The sequence below is a fragment of the Gammaproteobacteria bacterium genome, from assembly GCA_013696315.1.
GTDB lineage: Bacteria > Pseudomonadota > Gammaproteobacteria > JACCYU01 > JACCYU01 > JACCYU01.
Genome location: JACCYU010000110.1, coordinates 1 through 4,968 on the forward strand (window position 1 = coordinate 1; position 4,968 = coordinate 4,968).

Genomic DNA, 4,968 nt, shown 5'->3' on the forward strand with positions numbered 1-4,968 from the left:
GACCGGCTTCATTCAGGATAAGCTCAACGCGCGGCTGATGGGCGTGCGCTCTACCGGCAACGGTCGGCGCGAGTCGTACGCGCACCTGCCCATGCCGCGCATGACCAACACCTACATGCTGGCGGGCAACCACGATCCGCAGGAGATTATCGCTTCGGTGGATAAAGGATTTTATGCCGTCAACTTCGGCGGCGGTCAGGTAGATATCACTTCGGGCAAGTTCGTGTTTTCGGCTTCCGAGGCGTATCTGATAGAGAACGGCAAGCTCACACATCCGGTCAAGGGCGCGACGCTGATCGGGAACGGTCCTGATGTGCTGACGCGAGTGTCGATGGTCGGCAACGATCTGCAACTGGACGAAGGCGTCGGTACCTGTGGCAAGGAAGGCCAGAGCGTGCCGGTTGGCGTGGGGCAGCCGACCTTGCGCATCGACGGGCTCACCGTCGGCGGCACGGGTTAACGCGACGATCGCGTGGTGTTCCAGTGTAAAATTTCGTGCAAAGCTGCCGAGACGTAAAGGTTTTACTTTGAAGATCAATCATGAACTGCGGATCATCCGCTTAAGCATTGCGTTGCGCCCTGCCGCCTTTGCGAGCGCTATATGAGCCAGCTTCAAACCACGCAACGCGGCCTTGACGACCTCAAAAGCCTGGCCGCGCAGGCGCTCGAAGAAGCTAAACACCAGGGCGCCAGTAGCGTCGAGGTGGACGTGAGCGTGGATTCCGGCTTGTCCGTGACTGCGCGCATGGGCGACGTTGAGACCCTGGAACATCACAAGGATCAGGGCCTGGGTGTCACCATTTATCTCGGCACCCGCAAGGGTTCCAGCAGTACCTCGGACCTGCGGCCGGAGGTCATGCGGGAGACCGTGGAAGCCGCCTGCCGCATCGCGCGTTACACCGCCGAAGACGAGTGCGCGGGACTTGCCGACCCCGACCTCATCAGCCGCGATTATCCCGATCTGGACCTGGACCATCCATGGGAATTGACCCCCGAGCAGGCGGTGGAGCTGGCGATAGCCTGCGAGGCAGCGGCGCGCGCGGTGGACCGACGCATCTCCAATTCGGAAGGCGCGAGCGTCAGCCGGCTGCGCGGCATGTCCGTGTACGGCAACAGTCACGGCTTTATCGGCGGCTATCGCGGCACCCGCCATTCGATGAGCTGCGCGGTCATCGGCCAACAGAATGGTCACATGCAGCGCGACTACTGGTATACCGTGGCGCGCGAAAGCGCGTTACTGGATTCCACGCAAACCGTGGGCCGCATCGCCGCCGAGCGCACCCTGCGGCGGCTGGATTCCCGGCAGTTAAGCACTCGTCAGGTGCCGGTGATCTTCGAGGCCAGTGTCGCGCGCAGTCTGCTCGGACACTTCATCAGCGCGATTAGTGGCGGGGCCCTGTATCGCAAGGCGTCGTTTCTGCTCGATCAGGTCGGCAAGCCAGTGTTCCCGGAGTTCGTGCACATTCACGAGCAGCCGCATCTGAAAGGCGCGATGGGCAGCGCGCCGTTCGACAACGAAGGCGTGGCGACAAAGTCCCGCGATCTGATCAGTGGCGGCGTACTGCAGGGCTACGTACTCGCCGGCTATTCGGCGCGGCGACTGGGTTTGCAGAGCACGGGCAACGCCGGCGGCGTACACAATCTGATTATCGAACCGGGCGCACACGATCTGCTAGGGCTTATGGCGGAGATGGGCGATGGTCTGCTGGTGACCGAGCTGATCGGCCACGGCGTCAATCCGGTGACCGGCGATTACTCGCGCGGCGCGACTGGCTTCTGGATAGAGAACGGCGAGATTCAGTATCCGGTGGAAGAGATCACTATCGCCGGCAATCTCCAAGAGATGTTTAAGCACATCCAGGCCGTCGGCAACGACATGGACAAGCGCGGCAATATCCGAAGCGGGTCCATTCTGATCGAGCGCATGACTATCGCCGGCGCCTGAGCGCTGTTATCAGCGCTTTTCCAGCCTATCGATCACCACCCGCGCCAGCGCCGCGGTTTTAAGATCGAGCAGCGGATCGAGGAAGTAATGGTCCAGCCCTGGCTCGACCAGGGTCACCCCGTCCAGCGCGAGTACATCGACCAGCAGGGTCAGGCCGTCGTTTGGGCCCAGGTGGCGCATCGATCGATAGTTATCGGTCGTGCGGCCGGGCATCACCTGCCCCGATAGCGGCGCGCCGATGTAGTTAAGCACTAAAATATGCGCCGGCATGCGAATCTGCCGCAGACGCGCATCGCTTCGTCGCCCGGTGAGGCTCGCAACACCAGCCATATCCCAGCCCTTGTACAGAAAATAAGGTCGCGCCAGCCAGCTTCTCGGCCACTCGAAGGCGCGATCCGCCAGCGGCGTGCCGCGCAGCAGGCCGCCGACGTTAATCCAGGCGCTGACGCGGCGTGCCTCGTGCGGTGCAAGCAGATGGCCCAGCGCGAACGCCGCCTCCGGCCCGCCTTTGCTCACGCTGACCAGGATTATGTCGCGCGCTTTGCGACTGAATCGCCTGATCGTGTCGGCGATGATAGCGGCGTTGTCCTCTACCGCGCCGTTTTCCTGCGTTTCGATCAGCCGCGTGTCGTAGCCCATGCGGGTCAAGGTCTCGCGCTGGCGGGCGAAGTCGGCGCCCGAATCGGTAGTCGCGTAAAACCAGCCGGGCGCGAACAGCAGCATGTAATGGGGATCGCTGGCTTCGGGCAGCGGCTTGTCCGCGGCGTCCCCGCGAATCAGCCGGTCCGTTTCGCGTTGCAGGGCGCGATGCAGGCGCCGGTTACGATCGTGTCTGAGCAGTTGCCGGGTGAACAGCAGGGTGGCGAAGTCGGTTGAGAAGCATTCTGACAGTTTACTCAAGTGCTCGCGGGTGAAGTCCGCGCGCCTTGTGCGATGTTCGGCTACCGCGATGCGCGCGTCCAGTTCGGAACCGGTTCGTTCGCCGGCAATGTGATGTTCAAGGTAATAACGCGCGCTTCGCGAATCGACGGTGGTCTCGATCGACTGACCCGCCAGCTCGCCTTTTACCGGTAATTTGCGCTGGGGCAGTTCGGGCGGGGGCGCCGCGCAGCCCGCCAGCACCGCGATCGCGCCAAGCCACAGCAGAGCCGTCCTTGTCTTTCTAGATGCTATAGAGGGCGCCGCGGAATCGAACGCATTATCGAGTGGCCGCACACATAATCGCCTTGGCAATCTCCGCTCAGCGCCATGCCACTTCGTCTAGCAGCAGGCTCAACACCACGTCGCCATCCTCGCGATTTTCGACCTGCACTGGCAGATAGTTGAGTTCGGACGCGTACCAGGTGGTGTATGTGGTGTTTTCCGCGTCGTCCTTGCGGCGTTCCAGCTTGATGGTGTCGAACTCGCCCAGCGGCGTCTCGATTGTCTCGCGTCCAAGGTTGGCGAAGGTGTAAGTTTTTAGTTCGCCTTTCGAGATCACGGGGTAGGTGATGGTCTTGCGGCCGTTGCGGGCGTCTTGAATCAGCGCCAGCTGCAGCGAAAAGTTGTCCAGCGTTCTGTCCGGAATTCTGAACGTGCGTGGTGTGCCGCGGTAGTTGGTCCGCGCGACGCGGCCCGCCCAGTCGTAGTAATAATATTCGTTGCGATTCTCGTCGCTGCCATGGTGCGTGTAGCGGTAGCTCAGCGGGATCACCTGCCCGTCCACCTGTTCCAGCACAGCCTGCTCATAAATTCTGTGGTCGCCAAAAAACCAGGAGGCCATACCGATCGGTTCGGCCGCGGAACGGTACACAATGTTTTCCGGCCCGCGCGTCAAACTGATGGTCGTGGCGATGACGTTCAGTCCGGCTTTCTTGATGACATAGCGCGCGCTGAAGTCCGGTACCTGAGGACCCGCGGAATATAAGGAGAGGGGGGCGATCGCGCACATCATGCCCAGCAGCGCCGTGGTCAGATCTCGCATTGACACTCCGTGAGCATCACGGGTCTGGCGAGCGGCGAACTGTCGAGCCACGCCGCGCCGTTTGCGAACATCAGGCGCCCTTCGCAGAACCAGCGCACAGTCTGAGGATAAATGACATGTTCGCGCCGCAACACGCGCGCGGCCAGCGTTTCCTCGTCGTCGTCCGGCGCGACCCGCACCCGCGCCTGCGCCACCACGGGACCGGCGTCCAATTCATTGGTGACGAAATGCACGCTGCAGCCGTGCTGCGCGACACCGGCCGCCAGCGCGCGCCGGTGCGTGTTCAGGCCGCGAAACGCGGGCAGCAGGGAAGGGTGGATGTTGAGCATGCGCCCCTGAAACCAGGCGATGAGTTCGGGGCTTAGGACACGCATGAAGCCGGCCATTGCGATCAGCTCCGGGCGATAAACTTCGACGCGCGCCAGGAGTTCTCGATCATAGCTTGCGCGGTCAGTGAAGCGCCCGGGCTCGAGCGCCTCGGCAGCGATGCCGGCCTCGCGGGCGCGGGTGAGCGCATAAGCGTCCGAACGGTCGCTTATTACCGCTCGAATTTCGCCCGAGATCTCACCGCGCTCCTGCGCGTCAATCATTGCCTGCAGATTGCTGCCACGGCCGGACACGAGCACGACGATGGGCGACGCGTTGGTGTTGCTCACGATTACTGATAAACAACCTGTGGCTCGCCGTCGCCCGCGATTACCGCGCCGATCGCCCAGGCCGCGATGTCGGCACGCTCGCAATGGTCGATGACGGCGGTGCTTTGGCCGGCGGGCACAATCGCGATCATGCCGATGCCGCAGTTGAAGGTGCGCAGCATCTCCTGTTCCGCAACGCCGCCCTGCGTCTTCAGCCAGTTGAATATCCCCGGACGCGGCCAGGCGCGGGTATCGATGCGGGCATGGCAACCCGCCGGCAGTACGCGCGGCAGGTTTTCCGTGATGCCGCCGCCGGTAATGTGGGCGAGTGCGTGAATCCTTCGGGCGTTCAGGCCGCGGTTCAACAGCGGCAACAGGGTTTTCACATAGATGCGTGTGGGCGCGATGAGTGCGTCGCCCAAGGT

Annotated in this window: 6 protein-coding genes; 2 read left to right on the forward strand and 4 right to left on the reverse strand. The window is 62.6% G+C overall.

What is annotated here, in order from left to right; all coding sequences use genetic code 11:
• On the forward strand, nt 1-460 hold a 460-nt coding region (tldD, locus tag H0V34_06850), incomplete at its 5' end, for a metalloprotease TldD (protein MBA2491424.1).
• Between the two features lie 141 nt (nt 461-601).
• Nucleotides 602-1,945, forward strand: a complete 1,344-nt coding sequence (gene pmbA, locus H0V34_06855) for a metalloprotease PmbA (protein ID MBA2491425.1) — start codon at nt 602-604, stop codon at nt 1,943-1,945.
• A gap of 9 nt (nt 1,946-1,954) precedes the next feature.
• On the opposite strand, the gene H0V34_06860 is transcribed toward pmbA, so the two are convergent.
• The 4 genes from H0V34_06860 to H0V34_06875 all read right to left on the reverse strand — a co-directional run.
• A complete protein-coding gene (locus tag H0V34_06860) occupies nt 1,955-3,160 on the reverse strand; it encodes a hypothetical protein (GenBank protein MBA2491426.1) in 1,206 nt (401 codons plus the stop codon).
• A 25-nt stretch (nt 3,161-3,185) separates the two neighbouring features.
• Nucleotides 3,186-3,908: a DUF3108 domain-containing protein gene (locus tag H0V34_06865; protein ID MBA2491427.1), complete on the reverse strand. Its 723-nt coding sequence runs from the start codon at nt 3,906-3,908 to the stop codon at nt 3,186-3,188.
• Nucleotides 3,896-4,540, reverse strand: coding sequence for a phosphoribosylglycinamide formyltransferase (gene purN / locus H0V34_06870; GenBank protein MBA2491428.1), 645 nt, complete (start codon nt 4,538-4,540; stop codon nt 3,896-3,898). The genes H0V34_06865 and purN overlap by 13 nt, the downstream gene beginning before the upstream one ends.
• Before the next feature lie 26 nt (nt 4,541-4,566).
• A partial coding sequence (locus tag H0V34_06875; protein MBA2491429.1) for a phosphoribosylformylglycinamidine cyclo-ligase occupies nt 4,567-4,968 on the reverse strand: 402 nt, incomplete at its 5' end.